Below are 22,272 nucleotides of genomic sequence, written 5' to 3'. Positions count from 1 at the left end.
TGTTTTTGTATAGACAACAGTTATAACAACGGAGAATAGGAGGAAGGCCTTTCGTGTTTTTAAAAAGATTAGAAATAGCAGGGTTTAAGTCTTTTGCTGAGCGTGTATCTGTTGATTTTGTCCCAGGTGTAACTTCCGTAGTAGGACCTAATGGAAGTGGGAAAAGTAATATTACTGATGCGATTCGCTGGGTACTTGGTGAACAATCTGCAAAATCATTACGTGGTGCAAAGATGGAGGATATTATTTTTGCAGGCAGTGATACGAGAAGAGCAGTTAATGTTGCTGAAGTAACAATAACTTTAAATAATGAAGATCAACGTTTACCGATTGAATATAATGAGGTGTGTGTAACGCGTCGTGTATCTCGTTCTGGTGATAGTGATTTTTATATTAATAAACAATCATGTAGATTGAAAGATATTATCGATTTATTTATGGACTCTGGTATGGGAAGAGAAGCTTTTTCGATTATTAGCCAGGGGAAAGTTGAAGAGATTTTAAGTAGTAAATCAGAAGAACGTCGTGGTGTATTTGAAGAAGCTGCGGGAGTGCTGAAATACAAACTTCGTAAAAAGAAAGCTGAAGTGAAATTAGCAGACACACAAGAAAACTTAAATCGTGTACAAGATATCATTCACGAATTAAGTAGTCAAGTAGAACCTTTAGAAAGACAAGCTTCTATTGCGAAAGATTATCTCGAGAAAAAAGAAGAATTAGAGAAAGTAGAAGCGGCGCTTATTGTACATGAAATTGAAGAATTACATGAGAAATGGGAAGCGCTTCGAAATCAGTTTGGGCATAATAAAAACGAAGAAGTTAAAATGTCAACGCATTTACAAAAAGGTGAAGAAGAGCTTGAGGAATTACGAGGACAATTACAAGCAGTAGATGAGTCTGTAGATTCCTTACAAGAAGTGCTGCTTCTTTCTAGTAAAGAGCTAGAAAAGTTAGAAGGACAGCGCGAGTTATTAAAAGAGAGAAAACAAAATGCAACGACGCATTGTGCACAACTCGAACAGTTAATTGTTGAATTAACAGAGAAAGCTACAAGTTATGATGGTGAAATTGAATCCAGTACAGAAGTGTTGATGCAATTTGTAAATCAAGTAAAAGAGCTGGAGACAAAATTGCATGATAATGAGCTACTGCTTGCAACTTTTGCTGACAATTTAGAGGAACAAATTGAGAATTTAAAAGGTGACTATATTGAACTTTTAAATCAACAAGCTAGTCATCGTAATGAGTTATCTATGATTGAAGAACAATCTAAACAACAAAACTCAAAAAATGAACGACTCGATGAAGAAAATGCAAAGTATGTAGAAATACGCATGGAAATTACAGCGAAAAAGACAAAACTTGTGGAAAGTTATGAACAAGTGAAAGAAAAAGTAGCTGGTATCCTTTCGAATATACAAAAGACAGAAGCGGCACTTGGGAAATGCAAGACGCAGTATAGTGAAAATGAAACAAAACTGTATCAAGCGTATCAATTTGTACAACAGGCACGTTCTCGAAAAGAAATGCTAGAAGAGATGCAAGAGGATTACTCTGGTTTCTATCAAGGGGTACGTGAAGTATTAAAAGCTAGAGAAGATAGGTTGCAAGGTATCGAGGGTGCTGTTGCAGAACTGCTAACGGTACCGAAAGAATATGAAATTGCAATGGAAATTGCTCTAGGTGCAGCGATGCAGCATATTGTCGTACAAAAAGAAGAACATGCTCGTAATGCAATTACGTTTTTAAAACAAAATAAACATGGACGAGCAACGTTTTTACCGCAAGCTGTTATTAAAAGTAGATCGTTATCATTTGAACAATTACGTATTGTAAATCAACACCCATCGTTTGTAGGTGTGGCGGCAGAACTTGTGCAATATAACAATAAATATGAAAATGTAGTTTCAAATTTATTAGGTACTGTTATTGTTGCGAAAGATTTGCGTGGGGCGAATGAGTTGGCGAAACAACTGCAATACCGTTATCGCATTGTAACAATCGAAGGTGATGTAGTGAACCCTGGTGGTTCTATGACTGGTGGAGCGGTAAAACAGGCGAAATCTTCTTTATTAGGACGTCAACGTGAGCTAGAAGAGTGGACGAACAAGTTAACTGATATGGAAGAAAAAACGACAAAGTTAGAAAACTTTGTTAAAGCAGTAAAGCAAGAGATTCAAGAAAAAGAAGTGAAAATACGGGAACTAAGGCAAAGTGTAGAAGCAGAGCGTGTAGATGAACAGAAATTAAGAGAAGAAATTAGTCGCTTAGAATTAGAAGAACATCGTATTAATGATCGTTTATCTATTTACGATTTAGAGATTGAAGGATTCTTACAAGATCAAGTGAAAATACAGGGACGTAAAGAAGAGCTAGAAAAGATTTTAGCAACGCTTCAAGCGGAGATTACGGAATTAGATAGCAAAATTATCGCTTTAACAAAACAAAAAAGTGAGCAGCATTCTTCGAAGGAAAAAGTGCAAAAAGAAATGACTGAGTTAAAAGTGTTGGCGGCTGAAAAGCAACAACGCTTATCTAATCAAAAAGAAAAAGTTGAACGATTGACGAAGGAAAAAGAAGAAACGGATGCAACGCTTGTCAAAACGAAAGAGGATTTAGCATTCTTAAAACAAGAAATGACATCTAATTCAAGTGGTGAAGAACAGATTACGAATATGATTGAGAAGAAAGCATATGATCGTAATCAAACTTCAGAGTTAATTCGCTCTCGTCGTGAACAACGCGTATCGTTACAAGAGAGAGTAGAACATTTAGAACGTAATCTGAAAGAAACAACAGGTAAACATAAATACATTCTTGAGATGCTGAAAAATCAAGAAGTAAAAATAAACCGACTTGATGTAGAGTTAGAAAATAGATTACAACATTTACGTGAAACATATACGATTTCATTTGAAGCAGCAAAACTGAAGTATACAATGATGATGCCTGCAGAGGATGCACGTAAAAAGGTGAAACTAATTAAATTATCCATCGAAGAGCTAGGCACAGTGAACTTAGGGGCAATTGAAGAGTATGAGCGTGTAGCAGAGCGTCATACATTCTTACTAGAGCAAAAAGATGACCTAGAAGAAGCGAAAGCGACATTGCACCAACTTATTACCGAAATGGATGAAGAAATGAAAAAACGTTTTTCTACTACGTTTGAAGGAATTCGAATGGAGTTTCAATCGGTATTCTCTGAATTATTTGGAGGCGGTAGAGCGGATTTAGTCATGACGAATCCAGAGGACTTATTAAATACTGGTATTGATATTGTAGCGCAACCGCCAGGGAAGAAACTGCAAAACTTAGGTTTACTTTCTGGTGGGGAGCGTGCTTTAACAGCGATTGCGCTGTTATTCGGTATTTTAAAAGTGCGCCCAGTCCCATTCTGTGTATTAGATGAGGTAGAGGCGGCTCTTGATGAGGCGAATGTTGCCCGTTTTGCGCAGTATTTAAAGAGATTTAGTGATGAGACACAGTTTATTGTCATTACACATAGAAAAGGTACAATGGAAGAGTCTGACGTATTGTACGGTGTCACAATGCAAGAGTCAGGGGTATCTAAACTTGTTTCGGTTCGTTTGGATGATGGAGAAGAACTAGTTGCAAGTAATTAGGAAGGATGGGACAGTATGAGTTTTTTTAAAAAATTAAAAGAAAAAATTTCAAAACAAACAGATACGGTAACAGAGAAATTTAAACATGGATTAGAAAAAACGAGAAATTCGTTTGCAGATAAAGTAAATGATTTAGTTTATCGTTATCGTAAAGTAGATGAAGATTTCTTTGAGGAATTAGAAGAAATTTTAATTGGTGCAGATGTCGGAGTTTCGACGGTAATGGAATTAATTGATCAATTGAAAGAAGAAGTGCAACGTCGTAACATCCAAGATCCAAAAGAAGTACAAGCTGTTATTTCAGAAAAATTAGTAGGAATTTACAAAGGCGACAGTGAATTTAGTAACGAAATTAATATGCAAGAGGATCAATTAACAGTTGTTTTATTTGTCGGTGTTAACGGTGTAGGGAAAACGACGACGATTGGTAAACTAGCACATAAATTCAAATCAGAAGGTAAGTCTGTCCTATTGGCGGCAGGAGATACATTCCGCGCAGGAGCGATTGAACAATTAGAAGTATGGGGCGATCGCGTTGGTGTAGAAGTGATTAAACAAGGGTCAGGATCTGATCCAGCGGCGGTTATGTATGACGCTGTACAAGCCGCGAAAGCACGTAAAGTAGACGTATTACTATGTGACACAGCAGGACGCTTACAAAATAAAGTAAACTTAATGAAAGAGTTAGAGAAAGTGAAACGTGTAATTGAGCGTGAAGTACCGGGGGCTCCTCACGAAGTATTACTTGTTATTGATGCAACAACAGGACAAAACGGTTTAAGTCAAGCGAAGACATTCCGTGAAGCAACGAATGTTACTGGTATTGTTTTAACGAAGTTAGATGGAACTGCTAAAGGTGGTATTGTATTAGCGATTCGTAACGAAATGGATGTACCAGTGAAATTTGTTGGATTAGGAGAGCAAATGGATGACTTGCAGCAGTTTGATCCAGAACAATATGTGTATGGTTTATTTGCGAACTTAGTAGAAACAGAAGAAGTGTAAGTGAAAGAAGCGGTCTTTTCCGCTTCTTTTTCTATAAAAATATGTGATGTTAAGAAAAAAACTTGACACTCTTTTGTACTCCATGTAAACTAATTCATGTAAAGGGAAATCACTTAACAAAGGATGATCCAACATGCTCGAGAAAACAACGAGAATGAACTATTTATTTGATTTTTATCAATCGTTGTTAACGCAAAAACAAAGAAGTTATATGTCGCTTTATTATCTAGATGATTTATCTCTTGGTGAAATTGCGGAAGAATTTGATGTAAGTCGCCAAGCCGTGTATGATAACATTAAACGGACTGAAGCGATGCTTGAAGAATATGAAGATAAATTAGTATTACTTCAAAAGTTTCAAGAGCGACAGCGACTTGTTGCAAAGCTAAAACAGCTAATCAGCGAAGAAGAGCATGTGAATGAAGAAATGAAACAAGTTGTTGAAGCTATCGAAAAATTAGATTAGGAGGGCGGCAATATGGCATTTGAAGGATTAGCCGACCGACTTCAACAGACAATGCAAAAAATCCGCGGCAAAGGAAAAGTTTCTGAAGCCGATGTGAAAGAAATGATGAGAGAAGTTCGTCTAGCTCTTTTAGAAGCGGACGTTAACTTTAAAGTAGTAAAAGATTTTGTAAAGCGTGTGTCTGAACGTGCTGTCGGACAAGATGTAATGACAAGTTTGACACCTGGACAACAAGTAATTAAAGTCGTACAGGAAGAACTTACAGAACTTATGGGCGGAGAGCAAAGCAAAATTGCTGTTGCTAATAGGCCACCGACTGTTATAATGATGGTTGGTCTGCAAGGTGCGGGTAAAACAACGACGACAGGTAAGCTTGCGAATTTGCTTCGTAAAAAGCATAATCGTAAACCAATGCTTGTTGCAGCGGATATTTACCGTCCAGCAGCGATTAAACAGCTTGAAACATTAGGGAAGCAATTGGACATGCCTGTATTCTCTTTAGGAGATCAAGTAAGTCCTGTTGAAATTGCGAAACAAGCGATTGCAAAAGCAAAAGAAGATCATCACGATTATGTTTTAATTGATACAGCAGGTCGCCTGCATATTGATGAAGAACTAATGGATGAATTAGCGAAAGTGAAAGAAGTTGCGAAACCGGATGAAATTTTCCTTGTTGTCGATGCGATGACGGGACAAGACGCGGTAAATGTTGCACAAAGTTTCCATGAACAGTTAGGTTTAACAGGTGTTGTATTAACGAAATTAGATGGTGATACGCGCGGTGGTGCGGCATTATCTATTAAGGCGGTAACAAATACACCGATTAAATTTGTTGGTATGGGTGAAAAACTAGATGCGATTGAAGCGTTCCATCCAGAGCGTATGGCATCCCGTATTTTAGGGATGGGAGACGTCTTAACATTAATTGAAAAAGCGCAAGCTACAGTTGATGAAGAGAAAGCAAAAGAACTTGAGCAAAAAATGCGTACGCTTTCGTTTACGCTTGACGATTTCCTAGAACAACTTGGACAAGTGCGTCAACTTGGACCGCTTGATGAATTGTTAGGAATGCTTCCTGGTGCAAATAAAATTAAAGGTCTGAAAAATGCGCAAGTTGATGAAAAACAAATTGGGCATATTGAGGCAATTATTCGTTCTATGACTAAATTAGAGCGAGAACAACCGGAAATAATCAATGCTAGTCGCAAAAAGCGCATTGCCAAAGGTAGCGGTACAACGGTACAAGAAATCAATCGTTTAATCAAGCAATTTGATGATATGAAAAAGATGATGAAAACGATGACGGGAATGCAAAAAGGTAAGAAAAAAGGACTAGGTGGATTGAAGTTTCCATTCATGTAAGGAAAAAAGATGGCTCTGTTAAGAAAAAATACTTTACAAAGCAATAGTCTTTTTGCTAATATAATTATCTGTGTGAAATAAATTCGGAGGTGCTTTATAAATGGCAGTTAAAATTCGTTTAAAACGTATGGGAGCTAAAAAAACTCCTTTCTATCGTGTAGTTGTTGCAGATTCTCGTTCTCCTCGTGACGGACGTTTCATTGAGGAAATCGGTACTTACAATCCGGTTGCTCAACCAGCTGAAGTTAAGATCAACGAAGAAGCAGCATTAAAATGGTTAGGAAATGGTGCTAAACCATCTGATACAGTTCGTAACTTATTCTCTAACCAAGGTATCATGGAGAAATTCCACTTATCTAAACAAGGTAAGTAATTGAGGCAATGACTATGAAGAAGTTAGTCGAGACGATTGTCAAGCCTCTTGTCGATCATCCTGAAGATGTAAAAGTTACACAGGAACTTTACAACGGAGAGATAAAGTATCGATTAACTGTACATCCTGAGGATGTTGGAAAAGTCATTGGAAAGCAAGGGAAAGTTGCGAAAGCAATTCGAATGCTCTTGTATTCAGTGGGACATCATAATGATGAAAAAGTAACACTGGAAATTCAATAAACGTAAAAAGGGCGAGGAGTTATTTCCTCTCCCTTTTTTAACATTTAAAGAGAAGTTGCATGTTCCATATGTGAAATGGAGATGCTTAATTTATATAGAAACCAGGGGTGACATACTATTTATGACAAAATGGTTTAACGTAGGAAAAATTGTAAATACTCATGGCGTAAGAGGAGAAATACGTGTTATTTCTCGTACTGATTTTCCAGAAGAGCGATATAAAGTAGGAAACACGTTATACATAAGTAATGAGAAAAGTACAGACTACCTTCCAGTGAAAGTAACTTCTCATCGTCAACATAAGACATTTGATCTATTAACATTTGAAGGATACAATAATGTAGATGAAGCAGAGAAGTTTAAAGGTTCTTTAATAAAAGTACCAGAAGAGCAGTTAGGTGAACTAGCTGAAGGCGAATACTACTACCATGAAATTATTGGTTGCAATGTTGTAACGGAAGAAGGAGAAGCGTTAGGAACAATAAAAGAAATTTTATCTCCTGGTGCAAATGATGTTTGGGTAATTAAACGTCCAAAAGGCCAAGATCTATTAATTCCTTATATTGATGATGTTGTACTTCAAGTTAACATTGAGAATAAATTAGTAACCATTCATGTAATGGAAGGGCTATTATAATGAAAATTGACATTTTAACATTGTTTCCAGATATGTTTACGGGTGTGTTTGGATCTTCAATTTTAAAGAAAGCACAAGAAAAAGAAGCGGTAGAGCTTCGTGTTGTCAATTTCCGCGATTATACAACGAGTAAGCATAATAGCGTAGATGATTATCCGTATGGTGGTGGCGCTGGGATGGTATTAACCCCCCAGCCCATCTTTGATGCAGTGGAAGAGTTAACGAAGGAAACAGAACGTAAACCGAGAGTTGTCCTAATGTGTCCACAAGGAGAGCGTTTTACGCAGAAGAAGGCAGAAGAACTTGCTGAAGAAGAGCATGTTATTTTTGTGTGTGGTCATTATGAAGGGTACGATGAACGAATTCGTGAGCATCTCGTAACGGATGAAATTTCTATCGGTGACTACGTATTAACCGGCGGAGAGTTAGCCTCTATGGTTATTACGGATAGTGTCGTGCGTCTCCTCCCGGGAGTGCTAGGAAATCATGCTTCACAAGTCGAGGATTCGTTTAGTACAGGTTTATTAGAACATCCTCATTATACACGTCCAGCTGATTTTCGTGGTATGAAGGTACCGGATGTACTAATGTCAGGAAATCATAAAAATATTGATGAATGGCGACACAAAGAATCACTACGTCGTACGTACACGCGTAGACCGGATTTACTGGAAGAACGAGAATTATCTAAGCAAGAAGCGAAATGGTTAGAACAAATTAAAGAAGACAAGTAAGGGCTTGATATATTTTCTATTGCAACAGTCCTAGCAATATGCTATTATAACACTTGTGCTACTGAAATCAGTGGCCGTATTAACGATGTTCCGCTGTAATTTATTAAGACTTTATAAGAGCATCTGTTTAAAGGAGAGAATTTAATATGCAACAATTAATCGCAGAAATTACTCAAGGCCAATTAAAAACTGACCTTCCTTCATTCCGTCCTGGAGACACTTTACGTGTACACGTAAAAGTAGTTGAGGGAACTCGTGAAAGAATTCAGCTTTTCGAAGGTGTTGTAATTAAACGTCGTGGTGGCGGAATCAGTGAAACATTCACAGTTCGTAAGATTTCTTACGGTGTAGGTGTTGAGCGTACATTCCCAGTTCACACGCCAAGAATCGCGAAACTTGAAGTACTTCGTCGTGGTAAAGTACGTCGTGCTAAGTTATACTACTTACGTAACCTTCGCGGTAAAAAAGCACGTATTAAAGAAATTCGATAAGACATGTATGGGAGCTTGTAAATACACAAGCTCCCTTTTTCCAATCTATATAAAATTTTGATATAATACGAGCAGCTTACATAATCGTGGAGGGGAAACGCATGAAAAAAGAAAAGAGTTCACTTTGGGAATGGATCAAAGCAATTTTGATTGCTGTTGTATTAGCGGGTGTTATTAGACAGTTTTTCTTTGCTCCAATTCTCGTAGATGGAGTATCGATGGCGTCTACTTTACATGATCGCGATCGAATGATTGTCAATAAAATTGGTTATCACATAGGAGATCCGAAACGATTTGATATTATCGTATTCCGAGCAACGGAAGATAAAGATTATATTAAGCGCATTATCGGCCTGCCAGGCGATGAAATAGAGTATCGTAATGATAAACTATATGTTAACGGAAAGGCTTATGAGGAGCCGTATTTAGACAAGCAAAAAAAACAAATTGCTGACGGACCGCTTACATATGATTTTACTCTTGAAGAAATGACAGGGAAGAAAACTGTTCCAGAAGGTCAATTATTTGTTTTAGGCGATAATCGTCGTTTTAGTAAAGATAGCCGTTCGATTGGTACAATTTCAATGGACCAAGTGATTGGAAAAGCAAATATACTATATTGGCCGTTAAAAGATGCTCGTATTGTGAAATAAAAGAAAAAGAAGGTGGCAACATGGTAATTCAATGGTTCCCGGGACATATGGCAAAGGCTAGACGCCAAGTAACAGAAAAATTAAAGTTAATTGATGTTGTAATTGAGCTTGTAGATGCTCGATTACCTTTATCTTCTCGAAATCCAATGATCGATGAGATTATTACACATAAGCCGAGGCTTGTTGTTTTAAATAAAGCGGATATGGCAGATGATCGTTTAACAAAGCAATGGATTGCATATTTTAAAGAAAAAGGCCAAATGGCAATTTCAATTAACGCACAAGCTGGACAAGGTATGAAGGAAATTGCAGCGGCTTGTAAAGTGTTGGTGAAAGAAAAATTTGATAAAATGGTTGCAAAAGGTATTAGACCGAGAGCAATTCGTGCATTAATTGTAGGTATACCGAATGTTGGTAAATCTACGTTAATTAATAAGTTGGCGAAGAAAAATATTGCTAAAACAGGAGATCGTCCTGGTGTAACAACAGCTCAACAATGGATTAAAGTTGGGAAGGAAATGGAACTGTTAGATACACCGGGTATTTTATGGCCTAAATTTGAAGATCAATTGGTGGGTCTTCGTTTAGCGACAACAGGCGCAATTAAAGATTCAATTTTAAATTTACAAGATGTTGCTGTTTACGCTTTACGTTTTATGGAAAAACATTATCCAGAACGTTTGAAAGATCGATATAATTTAAATGAAATTCCAGAAGATATTGTGGAGTTATTTGATGCAATTGGAAAAAATAGAGGCTGTTTAATGGGCGGCGGAATGATTGATTACGATAAAACATCTGAGCTTATACTTCGTGAGCTTCGTGGTGGGAAACTTGGGAAAATGACGTTTGAAACACCAGAAGAGTTTGCGGAGCAAGTAGAAGGTGTTGAAAAAGTAGAAGAAGTATAAGACGTGCGTTTGTACGTCTTTTCTTTTTTGTATATAAAAGGAGTGTGCGTGAATGCAAAAAGTGACTATTCAAGAAGCGGAACATTTACTGCAAAAAATTATGAGTGAAGAGGACGACCGCTTTCAAATATTAATGAAAGATGAGCGAAAAGGGGTACAAAAGCTCATTTTGAAGTGGCATAAACAAAAAGAGTTAGCGCAGAAAGAAAAAGAAAAGTTTTTCGAAATGTCCAAGTATGAGATTGCATTACGTGAAAAAGGGCTCACATTTATTGCAGGTATAGATGAAGTAGGGCGTGGGCCGCTAGCTGGGCCTGTCGTGACGGCAGCTGTTGTCCTTCCGGAAGATTTTTATATTCCAGGGTTAAATGACTCGAAAAAGCTGAGTGAGGCGAAGCGAGAGCGTTTTTATGATGAAATTAAAGCACAAGCAATTGCAATTGGAGTTGGAATTGTATCACCACAAGTTATTGATGAGATAAATATTTATCAAGCGACGAAACAAGCGATGTTAGATGCTGTTGCGAATTTATCTTGTGCACCAGAACATTTATTAATTGATGCGATGAAACTTCCTACACCAATTCCGCAAACATCCATTATTAAAGGTGATGCGAAAAGTATTTCTATTTCAGCTGCATCCATTATTGCGAAAGTAACGAGAGATCGTATGATGAAAGAGCTTGGAGAAAAGTATCCTGCATACGGATTTGAACAACATATGGGATATGGCACAAAACAACATTTAGAAGCGATTGAAGCGCATGGAGTATTAGAAGAACATCGTAAATCGTTTGCACCAATTAAAGATACGATTCAAAAATAAGCTGCGAATATGCAGCTTATTTTTTTATTTTGGTATATGAACATTATTATTTTCAAAAAAGAATAAAGCGATTTCAGTTTTCTGACACTTTATTGTAGACAGCGTGCCAATCATCTTATACAATGGCAATGTAATGTTTTTTAAACATTAAAAAACTTTTCGAGTAAAACAGGAAAACAGGGGAGGATGGGACCATGAATATCCATGAGTACCAAGGTAAGGCAGTCCTTAAAAGCTATGGGGTTAGCGTTCCGAACGGGAAGGTTGCATTTACAGTAGAAGAAGCTGTAGAAGCAGCGAAAGAATTAGGAACGGATGTATGTGTAGTAAAAGCACAAATTCACGCTGGTGGACGCGGCAAAGCTGGCGGAGTAAAAGTTGCAAAAAATTTAGATGAAGTTCGTACATATGCAGAGAGCATTTTAGGAACTACACTTGTGACACATCAAACAGGTCCTGAAGGTAAGGAAGTAAAACGCTTACTTATCGAAGAAGGTTGCGATATTAAAAAAGAATATTATGTTGGTCTAGTTTTAGATCGTGCAACTTCTCAAGTTGTTTTAATGGCATCTGAAGAAGGTGGAACAGAAATTGAAGAAGTAGCAGAGCAAACACCTGAAAAGATCTTTAAAGAATATATTGATCCAGCAGTAGGCTTACAAGGCTTCCAAGCGCGCCGAATCGCGTTTAACATCAATATTCCAAAAGAGCTTGTAGGACAAGCTGTGAAGTTTATGATGGGCTTATACCGTGCGTTTATCGAAAAAGATTGCTCTATCGCGGAGATCAATCCACTTGTTACAACAGGTGACGGTAAAGTTATGGCATTAGATGCGAAATTAAACTTTGATTCTAATGCTTTATATCGCAATAAAGACATTTTAGAACTTCGTGATCTTGATGAAGAAGATTCAAAAGAAATTGAAGCTTCTAAATATGACTTAAACTACATTCCTTTAGATGGAAATATCGGTTGTATGGTTAATGGTGCAGGTTTAGCGATGGCTACAATGGATATCATTAAACATTACCATGGCGATCCAGCTAACTTCTTAGATGTTGGTGGCGGTGCAACAGCTGAAAAAGTTACAGAAGCATTCAAAATTATCCTTTCTGACAAAAATGTAAAAGGTATCTTCGTTAACATTTTTGGTGGCATTATGAAGTGTGATGTTATCGCAGAAGGTGTTATTGAAGCGACGAAACAAGTAGGTCTTGAATTGCCTTTAGTTGTACGTCTTGAAGGTACAAACGTAGAGTTAGGTAAGAAAATTTTAAATGAGTCTGGCTTAAATATTGTTGCAGCAGAATCTATGGCAGACGGTGCACAAAAAATTGTTTCACTAGTGGGCTAATAGAAAGCGGGGGAGAAAAATGAGCGTATTAGTTAATAAAGATACAAAAGTTATTGTTCAAGGTATTACAGGTTCTCAAGGTTTATTCCACACAAAACAAATGATTGAATACGGTACGAAAATTGTCGGTGGTGTAACGCCAGGTAAAGGTGGCACTGATATTGAAGGTGTACCAGTATTTGATACTGTAGAAGATGCAGTGAAAGCAACAGGCGCAAACGCTTCAGTTGTATACGTTCCACCCGCTTTTGCGGCTGATGCAATTATGGAAGCAGTTGATGCAGAAATCGATTTAGTAGTATGTATTACTGAAGGTATTCCTGTATTAGATATGGTAAATGTAAAGAGATATATGGCGGGTAAACATACACGTTTACTTGGACCAAACTGTCCTGGTGTTATTACGCCTGATGAATGTAAAATTGGTATTATGCCAGGGTACATTCATAAAAAAGGCCATGTAGGTATCGTATCTCGCTCTGGTACATTAACGTATGAGGCTGTACATCAGTTAACACAAGAAGGTATTGGCCAATCTACTGCTGTAGGTATCGGCGGGGACCCAGTTAACGGTACGGACTTTATAGATGCGTTAAAAGCATTTAATGAAGATGAAGAAACACATGCTGTAATTATGATTGGTGAAATTGGTGGTACAGCGGAAGAAGAGGCGGCTGAATGGGTGAAAGCTAATATGACAAAACCTGTTGTAGGCTTCATTGGTGGCCAAACAGCGCCTGCTGGCAAACGTATGGGCCATGCTGGTGCAATCATTTCTGGTGGTAAAGGAACTGCTGCTGAAAAGATTAAAACGATGGAAGCTTGTGGTATTAAAGTAGCGGAAACTCCAGCCGTTATGGGTGAAACACTAATCTCTGTCTTAAAAGAAAAAGGTCTATTTGAGACTTGTAAAAACTACTAATCTGTTGAAAGACACCTTCTTGCTTGAAGGTGTCTTTTTACGCAATTCTTGTTTACATAATAAAAATTATGGGTAAGGAGAATTAAGATGAAAAGAGAACGATTATTACATCTTCATTATTTTTTAGCAGATCATTGGAAGGCAATGGAAAGACTACTATATGTCGATCCTGAATTGAAGGGAATATACACGTTTAATACAAAACAAATGGAATACTACACTGGAATATCCTCGAAAAAATCTTTAGAATTAGTAAATTTTCTTCAAAGTTCAAATCTCCCACAATATATATCTTATTTAGAGAAAAATCGAATCTTCTATATGACTATATGGGACGAAGATTATCCACAATTATTACGTGAAATACAGGATCCCCCATTTGTATTATATGGAAAAGGAGAGAAGTGTTTTCTCAGTAAAGCGAATAAATTAGCAGTTATTGGAACGAGAGAACCAATTTTATATGGACATGAGAGTTTAAAATTTATTTTACACCCATTATTAGAAAGGGAATGGCTTATTGTCAGTGGGTTTGCAAGAGGGATAGATACAATGTCTCATGAAATTACAGTAAGACGGCATTGCCCGACTATTGCAATACTAGGACATGGATTATCGTATATGTATCCAAAAGAGAATAGACATTTATATGAAACGTGGAATGAATATATATTGTTATTAACAGAGTATCCGCCGCACTATGCACCGAAAAAATGGTATTTTCCAAAAAGGAACCGGATTATTAGTGGTATAAGTAAGGGTGTTTTAGTTGTAGAAGCGAAATCAAGAAGTGGAACACTTATTACTGCGGACCTTGCTTTAGAGCAAAATAGAGAGGTATTTGCACTTCCTGGACCTATATTTATAGATAGTGCATCAGGAACGAATCATCTGATTCAACAAGGAGCAAAACTAGTAAGAAATGCAGAAGATATCTTGGAAGAAGTTTTAAATTAACTTTATATTTTTATGTTTTTATTAAACAATTATTGACAAATGGTAGATAGGCACTGTATGGTATATTCATTCTTGATTGACAAAAACAAGAGAAATCAATAAGATTGATGAAGACTTGAATCCACCTCTTAAGGAGGCACTAGCATGTCAGATTACCTCGTAATCGTGGAGTCGCCTTCTAAGGCGAAGACCATTGAGAAATATTTAGGGAAAAAATACAAAGTTGTCGCGTCTATGGGACACGTTCGCGATTTACCTAAAAGCCAAATGGGGATAGAAGTAAAGAACAACTTCACCCCGAAGTATATTACCATTCGTGGTAAAGGTCCCGTCTTAAAAGATTTAAAATCAGCGGCCAAAAAAGCAAAGAAAGTCTATCTCGCGGCCGATCCAGACCGCGAAGGGGAAGCGATTGCTTGGCATTTAGCCAATACGTTAAATGTGGACGTTGAATCAGATTGCCGAGTTGTGTTTAATGAGATTACAAAAGATGCAATAAAAGAATCATTTAAACATCCTCGTGCGATTAATATGGATTTAGTAGATGCACAGCAAGCAAGGCGTATACTAGATCGTCTTGTTGGTTACAATATTAGTCCTTTATTATGGAAGAAAGTAAAAAAAGGATTAAGTGCAGGACGCGTACAATCTGTAGCAGTTCGTTTAATTATCGAACGTGAAAAAGAAATTCAAATCTTTGAGCCTGAAGAATTCTGGACAATTAAGACAGAATTTGTGAAAGGGAAAGACACATTTGAAGCAAGTTTTTACGGTGTAGATGGTGAAAAAGTTCAATTAACGAATGAAACGCAAGTGAATGAAATAATTGAACAGATGAAAGATAATGCGTTTTCAGTTGAAAATGTAACGCGAAAAGAGCGAAAACGTAATCCTGCATTACCGTTTACAACATCTTCCTTGCAACAAGAGGCAGCGCGTAAGTTAAACATGCGAGCAAAGAAAACAATGATGCTCGCGCAGCAATTGTATGAAGGTATAGATCTTGGAAAGCAAGGGACTGTAGGTCTTATTACGTATATGAGAACTGACTCAACACGTATCTCAGAAACAGCTCAAACAGAGGCGCGTACTTACATTACTGAGGCGTTTGGTGCGGAATACATAGGGACAGAAAAGAAGAAAGAAACGAAAAAGTCGAACGCGCAAGATGCGCATGAGGCAATTCGTCCTACTTCGGTAATGAGAAGGCCAGAGGAACTAAAGAGTTTCTTAAGTCGTGATCAACTTCGGTTGTATAAACTGATTTGGGAGCGATTTGTTGCAAGTCAAATGGCGTCTGCTATAATGGATACTGTGACAGCTAGACTCATTAATAACAATGTTCAGTTCCGTGCAAGTGGATCGGTTGTAAAGTTTCCAGGATTTATGAAAGTGTATGTAGAGTCGAAAGATGACGGGGCTGAAGAAAAGGATAAAATGTTGCCACCTTTAGAAGTAGGGGAAACGGTATTTTCGAAGGATTTAGAACCGAAGCAACACTTTACACAACCTCCGCCGCGCTATACAGAGGCTCGTCTAGTAAGAACACTTGAAGAGCTTGGAATTGGAAGACCGTCGACTTACGTGCCGACACTTGAAACGATTCAAAAACGTGGATACGTAGGTTTGGATAATAAACGCTTCGTTCCAACTGAACTTGGTGAAATAGTAATTGAACTTATTTTAGAGTTTTTCCCAGAAATTATTAACATTGAATTTACTGCTAACATGGAGCAAAGTCTTGATGAAGTAGAAGAAGGAAATGCGAATTGGGTAAAAATTGTTGATGATTTCTACGTAGGCTTTGAACCGCGTTTAGAAAAAGCGGAAAAAGAAATGCGTGAAGTGGAAATTAAAGATGAACCAGCTGGGGAAGACTGTGAATTGTGTGATCACCCAATGGTCTTTAAAATGGGTAAATACGGGAAATTTATGGCTTGTTCGAATTTCCCAGATTGTCGTAATACAAAACCGATTGTGAAAGAAATCGGTGTTACTTGTCCGAAGTGTGATAAAGGTCAAATTATTGAACGCCGTAGTAATAAAAAGAAACGTCTTTTCTATGGATGCGGTACGTATCCAGAGTGTGACTTTGTATCTTGGGATAAACCAATTGGTCGTAAATGTCCGAAGTGCGAAGGTATGCTTGTAGAGAAGAAGTTGAAAAAAGGCGTGCAAGTACAATGTATTTCGTGTGATTATGAAGAAGAACAACAAATGTGAGCGTAACTGCTCACATTTTTTTCGGGAAGAAAAGGAAAGGTGATAAATATGACAACACAAGTAGTAAACGTCATTGGCGCAGGTCTTGCAGGAAGTGAAGCAGCTTACCAAATTGCAAAACGTGGTGTCCAAGTAAAATTATATGAAATGAGACCGGTAAGGCAAACGCCAGCTCATCACACAGATAAATTTGCAGAGTTAGTATGCAGTAACTCGCTTCGCGCAAACACATTAACAAACGCTGTTGGTGTTATTAAAGAAGAAATGCGTTTAATGGACTCTGTTATTATTCGTGCAGCTGATGAGTGCTCTGTACCAGCAGGAGGGGCTTTAGCTGTAGATCGTCATGAATTTGCGGCAAAGGTAACGGAGTATGTGAAAAACCATCCGAACGTAACTGTGATGAATGAAGAAATTACTGAAATTCCAGAAGGACCTACTGTTATCGCGACAGGTCCACTTACGTCTCCTGATCTTGCTGCACAATTAAAAGAATTAACAGGCGAAGATTATTTTTATTTCTATGATGCTGCAGCACCGATTGTTGAGAAAGACAGCATTGATATGAATAAAGTATATTTAAAGTCTCGTTACGATAAAGGGGAAGCTGCATATTTAAACTGCCCAATGACGGAAGAGGAATTTGACCGTTTTTACGAGGCTTTAATTGCTGCTGAAACAGTACCTTTAAAAGAATTTGAAAAAGAAATTTTCTTTGAAGGCTGTATGCCGGTAGAAGTTATGGCAAGTAGAGGAAGACAGACGCTAGTATTTGGACCGATGAAACCTGTTGGATTAGAAGATCCGAAAACAGGAAAAACGCCATATGCTGTTGTTCAGTTACGTCAAGATGATGCAGCAGGAACGTTATACAATATCGTAGGTTTCCAAACGCATTTAAAGTGGGGACCACAAAAAGAAGTGTTACAGTTGATTCCAGGACTGGAAAACGCAGAGATTGTACGTTATGGTGTAATGCATCGTAATACGTTTATTAATTCACCTAACTTGCTTCGTCCAACATATCAATATAAACAACGTGATGATTTATTCTTCGCTGGTCAAATGACTGGAGTAGAGGGATATGTTGAATCAGCGGCGTCAGGATTACTAGCGGGTATTAACGCTGCTCGACTTGTGAAAGGTGAAGAGCCGGTTGTATTACCGCCTGTAACTGCAATGGGAAGTATGGCGAATTATATTACTGCGACAAACGCGAAAAACTTCCAGCCGATGAATGCAAACTTCGGTTTGTTTGCACCGTTAGAGAAGAAAGTTAAGAGGAAAGCAGAACGAAATGAAGCATATGCAACACGCGCTTTAGAAACAATTCAAAATTTTGTAAATATTTAGTTAAATTTCTTGCAAAGGCTACTAAGTTGTGATACGATTTAGTAGCCTTTATTGAGGTGAATTGTGTGAATGTGAAGAAATTGTTACAATTATTCGTTGGATATTTACAAATCGAAAGAAATTATTCAAAATATACAATTGCAAGTTATCAAAATGATTTAGAACATTTTGTGCAATTTATGGAGCGAGAAGGCATATCCTCTTTTTTAGATGTTACATACGCGGATGTTCGTTTGTACTTAACGACGTTGCACGATGAAAAGTTAGCCCGTAAATCTGTCGCAAGAAAAGTATCAAGCTTACGAAGTTTATATCGTTTTTTGATGCGTGAAGGTTATCGGAAAGATAATCCGTTTGCACTTGCGTCACTCCCCAAAAAAGAATTGTCAATCCCAAAGTTTTTATATGCTGAAGAATTAGAGGAATTATTTGAAGTTGCTGATACGGAAACACCGCTAGGTCAAAGGAATCAAGCTTTATTAGAGTTGATGTATGCGACTGGAATCCGTGTGAGTGAATGTGTCAATTTACAACTTACCGATATTGACTTCGCGGTGGGAACAATTTTAGTAATGGGAAAAGGAAAAAAACAAAGGTATATTCCGTTCGGAAGCTATGCGCAAGATGCTTTAATTACTTATATAGAGAACGGGAGAAAACAGTTGGCTCACAAAACTGAAGAACACTCTCATATGGTATTTTTAAATGCGAAAGGCACGCCGCTAACAAGTCGAGGGGTACGCTATGTATTAAACGAGCTCATTAAGAAGGCTTCACTGACAATGCGGATAAGTCCCCATATGTTAAGGCATACATTTGCTACTCATATGTTAGATGAAGGGGCAGATTTACGTACTGTACAGGAGCTACTCGGTCATGAGAATTTGTCGACGACACAAATTTATACGCATGTCTCTAAAGAAAGATTGCGTTCGGTCTACATGAAGCATCACCCGCGGGCATAAATTGCTTTTAAAGCTATAAAAACATATAAAGGAGTTTTTTCTATGGGAAATTTCCACGCTACAACGATATTTGCAGTTCATCATAATGGAGAATGTGCAATGGCTGGAGATGGTCAGGTGACAATGGGAAATGCAGTTGTAATGAAACATACAGCTCGTAAAGTCCGTAAACTTTTCCAAGGGAAAGTTTTAGCTGGCTTTGCAGGTTCCGTTGCTGACGCATTTACTCTTTTTGAAATGTTTGAAGGGAAATTAGAAGAGTACAATGGGAACTTGCAGCGTGCTGCAGTTGAGATGGCAAAACAATGGCGTGGCGACAAAATGTTACGTCAGCTAGAAGCGATGCTCATTGTCATGGATAAAACAACTATGCTTCTTGTTTCAGGTACAGGAGAAGTGATTGAACCAGATGATGGGATTTTAGCGATTGGATCTGGTGGGAATTATGCGCTTTCTGCAGGTCGTGCTTTAAAGCAATATGCAAGTGAACATTTAACAGCGAAGCAAATTGCGAAAGCGAGTTTAGACATTGCTGGCGATATTTGTGTTTATACAAACCACAATATAATTGTGGAAGAATTGTAGAATCGTAAGGGAGGCATTTTATATGCATTTACATTTTACTCCGCGTCAAATTGTGGAAAAATTAGATCAATACATTATTGGTCAAAAAGATGCGAAGAAAGCGGTTGCTGTAGCTTTAAGAAATCGATATCGTCGAAGTAAATTAGCTGAAAATCTACGTGATGAAATTGCACCTAAAAATATTTTAATGATTGGACCGACAGGTGTTGGTAAAACAGAGGTAGCACGACGAATGGCGAAACTCGTTGGAGCACCTTTTATTAAGGTTGAAGCTACCAAATTTACAGAAGTTGGATATGTAGGTAGAGATGTAGAATCGATGGTACGTGACCTTGTGGAAACATCAGTTCGTATCGTGAAAGAAGAAATGGTAATTAAAGTACAAGACAAAGCAGAAGAACAAGCGAACCAACGTCTTGTTGAAATTTTAGTGCCGAGTCCGGAGAAACAATCTGGATTTAAAAACCCATTAGAAATGCTATTTGGCGGTGCTCAAAATTCGAATCAAACATCTGATGCACAGGAAGATGTTGAAATCGAAAAGAAACGTCAAGATGTGGAAAGAAAGCTTGCTGCAGGACTTCTTGAAGATGAAATTGTATCGATTGAAGTGACTGAGCAACAGTCTTCCATGTTCGATATGTTACAAGGAACTGGCATGGAACAAATGGGAATGAATTTCCAGGATGCATTAGGGAGTTTTATGCCGAAAAAAACAAAAAAACGTAAACTTTCTGTGAAAGAAGCAAGAAAACTCTTGACAAATGAGGAAGCACAGCGCTTAATTGATATGGATGAAGTTACACAAGAGGCTGTTTATCGTGCTGAACAGCTCGGGATTATTTTTATCGATGAAATTGACAAAATTGCTGGTAAGCAGTCGAATAGCGTAGATGTATCACGTGAAGGTGTGCAACGTGACATTTTACCAATTGTAGAAGGATCGAATGTTGCGACAAAATACGGATCAGTAAAAACGGATTATATTTTATTCGTTGCAGCTGGAGCGTTTCATATGTCTAAACCGTCGGATTTAATTCCGGAACTGCAAGGGAGATTTCCGATTCGAGTAGAATTAACAAAATTATCGACAGATGATTTTGTTAAAATATTAATCGAGCCTGACAATGCGTTAATTAAACAATATATGGCTTTATTAGCGACTGAAGGTATAGAAATTGAATTTTCAGACGAAGCTATTCGTAAGATTGCTGAGATTGCTTATCAAGTTAATCAGGATACAGATAATATTGGAGCAAGAAGACTTCATACGATTATGGAGAAACTCCTTGAAGATTTATCGTTTGAAGCATCTGAAATTACGTTAGAGAAAATAACGATAACACCTCAATACGTTGAGGAGAAATTAGCAACGATTGCTAAAAATAAAGATGTGAGCCAGTTTATTTTGTAATAGTGTCATCAGGTGACTCGCCCTAGTTTCCAAGTGATGAAAAAATATGTAAGTAACATGTAGGAGGAACTTTTGAAATGGAATTATTAGCAAAAACAAGAAAATTAAATGCGTTATTACAGAGCGCAGCAGGAAAGCCTGTAAACTTTAGAGAAATGTCTGACACAATGTGTGAAGTAATCGAAGCGAACGTATTCGTAGTAAGCCGTCGTGGTAAATTACTAGGTTATGCAATTCACCAACAAATTGAGAATGAGCGTATGAAACAAATGCTTGCAGAGCGTCAATTCCCGGAAGAATACACGCAAAGCTTATTCAACATTACAGAAACATCTTCAAACTTAGATGTAAACAGTGCTTACACAGCATTCCCAGTAGAAAATAGAGAATTATTTGGTCAAGGTTTAACTACAATCGTACCAATCGTTGGTGGCGGTGAGCGTCTAGGCACATTAGTGTTAGCTCGTCTTGGTCAAGAGTTCTTAGACGATGATTTAATCCTTGCTGAATACAGTTCAACTGTAGTAGGTATGGAAATCTTACGTGAAAAAGCAGAAGAAATCGAAGAGGAAGCACGTAGTAAAGCTGTTGTTCAAATGGCGATTAGCTCATTATCTTACAGTGAGTTAGAAGCGATTGAGCATATCTTCGAAGAATTAAATGGAACAGAAGGTTTACTTGTTGCAAGTAAAATTGCTGATCGCGTAGGAATTACTCGCTCTGTAATCGTAAATGCACTACGTAAATTAGAAAGTGCTGGTGTTATTGAATCTCGCTCTTTAGGTATGAAAGGAACATACATTAAAGTGCTAAACGACAAGTTTCTACAGGAACTTGCTAAATTAAAAACAAACTAATTTATAAAACTCTCCTCGTTTTTTGAGGAGAGTTTTTTGTGTGTAAAAGATTAATGGTGTCTGTAAAAAGCGTCATAATCGTGTTCTTTGGAAAAGCTATGAGTTGAATTTCACTTTTTTGCTTAAAAGAAATGCAGGTTGGTAATACTAGAATTCGAGTGTGAACAAAGAAAGTTTTACATTGTTCGCATTTTCGACTTGATTGTAATATTTCAGTATGATATAGTAAGCAGTGGTGTCAGTACAAAGTACACACGTTTGCTGATTTAAGTGTTGGTGCTACGTTTGTAGTTTCGCTTAGAGATGAAGTAAACGGAG

21 protein-coding genes are annotated in these 22,272 nt (G+C 37.6%); all 21 read left to right on the top strand.

Annotated elements, in window-relative coordinates; all coding sequences use genetic code 11:
- The first annotated feature begins 53 nt into the window (after positions 1-53).
- The 21 genes from smc (at position 54) to codY (ending at position 21,954) form a co-directional block, all read left to right on the top strand.
- Positions 54-3,623, top strand: a complete 3,570-nt coding sequence (smc, locus tag ACLBWW_RS00765; RefSeq protein ID WP_048546015.1) for a chromosome segregation protein SMC — start codon at positions 54-56, stop codon at positions 3,621-3,623.
- Between the two features lie 15 nt (positions 3,624-3,638).
- Entirely contained in the window at positions 3,639-4,628 is a 990-nt protein-coding gene (gene ftsY / locus ACLBWW_RS00760) for a signal recognition particle-docking protein FtsY (RefSeq protein WP_000007644.1), read from the top strand.
- A gap of 133 nt (positions 4,629-4,761) precedes the next feature.
- Positions 4,762-5,094 (top strand): putative DNA-binding protein, encoded by a 333-nt coding sequence (locus ACLBWW_RS00755; RefSeq protein ID WP_000891061.1) that lies wholly within the window; start codon positions 4,762-4,764, stop codon positions 5,092-5,094.
- A gap of 12 nt (positions 5,095-5,106) precedes the next feature.
- Positions 5,107-6,456, top strand: coding sequence for a signal recognition particle protein (gene ffh, locus ACLBWW_RS00750; protein WP_048546014.1), 1,350 nt, complete (start codon positions 5,107-5,109; stop codon positions 6,454-6,456).
- A 100-nt stretch (positions 6,457-6,556) separates the two neighbouring features.
- Positions 6,557-6,829 carry a 30S ribosomal protein S16 gene (gene rpsP, locus ACLBWW_RS00745; RefSeq protein ID WP_000268750.1) on the top strand — a complete coding sequence of 91 codons (273 nt, stop codon included), beginning with the start codon at positions 6,557-6,559 and terminating at the stop codon, positions 6,827-6,829.
- A gap of 14 nt (positions 6,830-6,843) precedes the next feature.
- The gene (locus tag ACLBWW_RS00740; RefSeq protein ID WP_000737397.1) at positions 6,844-7,071 is read left to right on the top strand and encodes a KH domain-containing protein; all 228 of its coding nucleotides are present in this window, start codon (positions 6,844-6,846) and stop codon (positions 7,069-7,071) included.
- 121 nt (positions 7,072-7,192) lie between these two features.
- The gene (gene rimM, locus ACLBWW_RS00735) at positions 7,193-7,708 is read left to right on the top strand and encodes a ribosome maturation factor RimM (RefSeq protein WP_048546010.1); all 516 of its coding nucleotides are present in this window, start codon (positions 7,193-7,195) and stop codon (positions 7,706-7,708) included.
- Positions 7,708-8,442 (top strand): tRNA (guanosine(37)-N1)-methyltransferase TrmD, encoded by a 735-nt coding sequence (gene trmD / locus ACLBWW_RS00730; protein ID WP_098079062.1) that lies wholly within the window; start codon positions 7,708-7,710, stop codon positions 8,440-8,442. The genes rimM and trmD overlap by 1 nt, the downstream gene beginning before the upstream one ends.
- A 146-nt stretch (positions 8,443-8,588) precedes the next feature.
- A complete protein-coding gene (gene rplS, locus ACLBWW_RS00725; RefSeq protein ID WP_001186518.1) occupies positions 8,589-8,933 on the top strand; it encodes a 50S ribosomal protein L19 in 345 nt (114 codons plus the stop codon).
- Positions 8,934-9,034: 101 nt separating this feature from the next.
- Positions 9,035-9,586: a signal peptidase I gene (gene lepB / locus ACLBWW_RS00720; RefSeq protein WP_000711857.1), complete on the top strand. Its 552-nt coding sequence runs from the start codon at positions 9,035-9,037 to the stop codon at positions 9,584-9,586.
- Positions 9,587-9,606: 20 nt separating this feature from the next.
- Complete coding sequence (ylqF, locus tag ACLBWW_RS00715; RefSeq protein WP_048546006.1) at positions 9,607-10,497, top strand: ribosome biogenesis GTPase YlqF; 891 nt, start codon at positions 9,607-9,609, stop codon at positions 10,495-10,497.
- A gap of 52 nt (positions 10,498-10,549) precedes the next feature.
- Positions 10,550-11,323, top strand: a complete 774-nt coding sequence (locus tag ACLBWW_RS00710) for a ribonuclease HII (RefSeq protein ID WP_048546004.1) — start codon at positions 10,550-10,552, stop codon at positions 11,321-11,323.
- A 194-nt stretch (positions 11,324-11,517) separates the two neighbouring features.
- On the top strand, positions 11,518-12,678 hold the full coding sequence (sucC, locus tag ACLBWW_RS00705; protein WP_001020778.1) for an ADP-forming succinate--CoA ligase subunit beta: 1,161 nt from the start codon (positions 11,518-11,520) through the stop codon (positions 12,676-12,678).
- A 19-nt stretch (positions 12,679-12,697) separates the two neighbouring features.
- A complete protein-coding gene (sucD, locus tag ACLBWW_RS00700; protein ID WP_000115178.1) occupies positions 12,698-13,600 on the top strand; it encodes a succinate--CoA ligase subunit alpha in 903 nt (300 codons plus the stop codon).
- Positions 13,601-13,687: 87 nt separating this feature from the next.
- Complete coding sequence (dprA, locus tag ACLBWW_RS00695) at positions 13,688-14,557, top strand: DNA-processing protein DprA (RefSeq protein ID WP_048546002.1); 870 nt, start codon at positions 13,688-13,690, stop codon at positions 14,555-14,557.
- A gap of 144 nt (positions 14,558-14,701) precedes the next feature.
- Complete coding sequence (topA, locus tag ACLBWW_RS00690; RefSeq protein ID WP_001286953.1) at positions 14,702-16,780, top strand: type I DNA topoisomerase; 2,079 nt, start codon at positions 14,702-14,704, stop codon at positions 16,778-16,780.
- Positions 16,781-16,828: 48 nt separating this feature from the next.
- On the top strand, positions 16,829-18,133 hold the full coding sequence (gene trmFO / locus ACLBWW_RS00685) for an FADH(2)-oxidizing methylenetetrahydrofolate--tRNA-(uracil(54)-C(5))-methyltransferase TrmFO (RefSeq protein WP_000211997.1): 1,305 nt from the start codon (positions 16,829-16,831) through the stop codon (positions 18,131-18,133).
- Between the two features lie 65 nt (positions 18,134-18,198).
- Positions 18,199-19,098: a tyrosine recombinase XerC gene (xerC, locus tag ACLBWW_RS00680; RefSeq protein ID WP_001101235.1), complete on the top strand. Its 900-nt coding sequence runs from the start codon at positions 18,199-18,201 to the stop codon at positions 19,096-19,098.
- A gap of 42 nt (positions 19,099-19,140) precedes the next feature.
- A complete protein-coding gene (hslV, locus tag ACLBWW_RS00675; RefSeq protein ID WP_000526271.1) occupies positions 19,141-19,683 on the top strand; it encodes an ATP-dependent protease proteolytic subunit HslV in 543 nt (180 codons plus the stop codon).
- Positions 19,684-19,705: 22 nt separating this feature from the next.
- Positions 19,706-21,097 (top strand): ATP-dependent protease ATPase subunit HslU, encoded by a 1,392-nt coding sequence (gene hslU / locus ACLBWW_RS00670; RefSeq protein ID WP_000550070.1) that lies wholly within the window; start codon positions 19,706-19,708, stop codon positions 21,095-21,097.
- 77 nt (positions 21,098-21,174) lie between these two features.
- On the top strand, positions 21,175-21,954 hold the full coding sequence (codY, locus tag ACLBWW_RS00665; protein WP_000421290.1) for a GTP-sensing pleiotropic transcriptional regulator CodY: 780 nt from the start codon (positions 21,175-21,177) through the stop codon (positions 21,952-21,954).
- Positions 21,955-22,272 lie beyond the last annotated feature (318 nt).

The sequence above is a fragment of the Bacillus sp. M5A3_1b genome, from assembly GCF_053345335.1.
Note: the sequence above shows the minus strand (reverse complement) of the source record. Positions and strands in the feature narration are given on the sequence as shown.

Excerpts from the sequence above, each read along its gene's own strand:
- sucD (WP_000115178.1), top strand. The coding sequence starts at position 12,698 with ATGAGCGTATTAGTTAATAAAGATACAAAAGTTATTGTTCAAGGTATT.
- rimM (WP_048546010.1), top strand. The coding sequence starts at position 7,193 with ATGACAAAATGGTTTAACGTAGGAAAAATTGTAAATACTCATGGCGTA.
- hslU (WP_000550070.1), top strand. The coding sequence starts at position 19,706 with ATGCATTTACATTTTACTCCGCGTCAAATTGTGGAAAAATTAGATCAA.
- trmD (WP_098079062.1), top strand. The coding sequence starts at position 7,708 with ATGAAAATTGACATTTTAACATTGTTTCCAGATATGTTTACGGGTGTG.
- lepB (WP_000711857.1), top strand. The coding sequence starts at position 9,035 with ATGAAAAAAGAAAAGAGTTCACTTTGGGAATGGATCAAAGCAATTTTG.
- topA (WP_001286953.1), top strand. The coding sequence starts at position 14,702 with ATGTCAGATTACCTCGTAATCGTGGAGTCGCCTTCTAAGGCGAAGACC.
- rpsP (WP_000268750.1), top strand. The coding sequence starts at position 6,557 with ATGGCAGTTAAAATTCGTTTAAAACGTATGGGAGCTAAAAAAACTCCT.
- hslV (WP_000526271.1), top strand. The coding sequence starts at position 19,141 with ATGGGAAATTTCCACGCTACAACGATATTTGCAGTTCATCATAATGGA.
- ffh (WP_048546014.1), top strand. The coding sequence starts at position 5,107 with ATGGCATTTGAAGGATTAGCCGACCGACTTCAACAGACAATGCAAAAA.
- ACLBWW_RS00740 (WP_000737397.1), top strand. The coding sequence starts at position 6,844 with ATGAAGAAGTTAGTCGAGACGATTGTCAAGCCTCTTGTCGATCATCCT.
- ftsY (WP_000007644.1), top strand. The coding sequence starts at position 3,639 with ATGAGTTTTTTTAAAAAATTAAAAGAAAAAATTTCAAAACAAACAGAT.
- rplS (WP_001186518.1), top strand. The coding sequence starts at position 8,589 with ATGCAACAATTAATCGCAGAAATTACTCAAGGCCAATTAAAAACTGAC.
- codY (WP_000421290.1), top strand. The coding sequence starts at position 21,175 with ATGGAATTATTAGCAAAAACAAGAAAATTAAATGCGTTATTACAGAGC.
- ACLBWW_RS00710 (WP_048546004.1), top strand. The coding sequence starts at position 10,550 with ATGCAAAAAGTGACTATTCAAGAAGCGGAACATTTACTGCAAAAAATT.
- sucC (WP_001020778.1), top strand. The coding sequence starts at position 11,518 with ATGAATATCCATGAGTACCAAGGTAAGGCAGTCCTTAAAAGCTATGGG.
- dprA (WP_048546002.1), top strand. The coding sequence starts at position 13,688 with ATGAAAAGAGAACGATTATTACATCTTCATTATTTTTTAGCAGATCAT.
- ylqF (WP_048546006.1), top strand. The coding sequence starts at position 9,607 with ATGGTAATTCAATGGTTCCCGGGACATATGGCAAAGGCTAGACGCCAA.
- trmFO (WP_000211997.1), top strand. The coding sequence starts at position 16,829 with ATGACAACACAAGTAGTAAACGTCATTGGCGCAGGTCTTGCAGGAAGT.
- ACLBWW_RS00755 (WP_000891061.1), top strand. The coding sequence starts at position 4,762 with ATGCTCGAGAAAACAACGAGAATGAACTATTTATTTGATTTTTATCAA.